The organism is Mesorhizobium sp. M4A.F.Ca.ET.050.02.1.1, from assembly GCF_003997725.1.
Classification (GTDB): Bacteria; Pseudomonadota; Alphaproteobacteria; order Rhizobiales; family Rhizobiaceae; genus Mesorhizobium.
The window spans coordinates 1-385 of the sequence record NZ_RZSG01001567.1; the positions used below are offsets into that span (position 1 = coordinate 1).

Consider the following 385-nt stretch of genomic DNA (forward strand, 5'->3'; position numbering starts at 1 on the left):
AGAGCGCAGGGCGAGCTTGAAAAGGCGGCGCGGGCGCAAGGGTTCAAGCACATCGCCTTCCAGTTCGAGCCGATCGCGGCGGCGCTCGACTACGAACAGAAGGTTGCACGAGAGGAACTGGCGCTGATCGTCGACATGGGCGGCGGCACGTCCGACTTCTCGGTGGTCCGGGTCTCGCCCGAACGCGCGCGCTCGACCGATCGCAAGGGCGACATCCTGGCCAACCGCGGCATCCATATCGGCGGCACCGATTTCGACCGGCTGCTCAGCATCGCCCATGTCATGCCCGAGCTCGGCTATCTGACGCCGACCAAGGACGGCAAGCGCAACCTGCCGGCGAGCTATTTCATCGACCTGGCGACCTGGCAGCGCATCAACCTCGTCT

Annotated in this window: 1 protein-coding gene; it reads left to right on the plus strand. The window is 65.5% G+C overall.

From position 1 onward, the window contains the following. A partial coding sequence (locus tag EOA33_RS38660; protein ID WP_145989636.1) for an Hsp70 family protein occupies positions 1–385 on the plus strand: 385 nt, incomplete at both ends.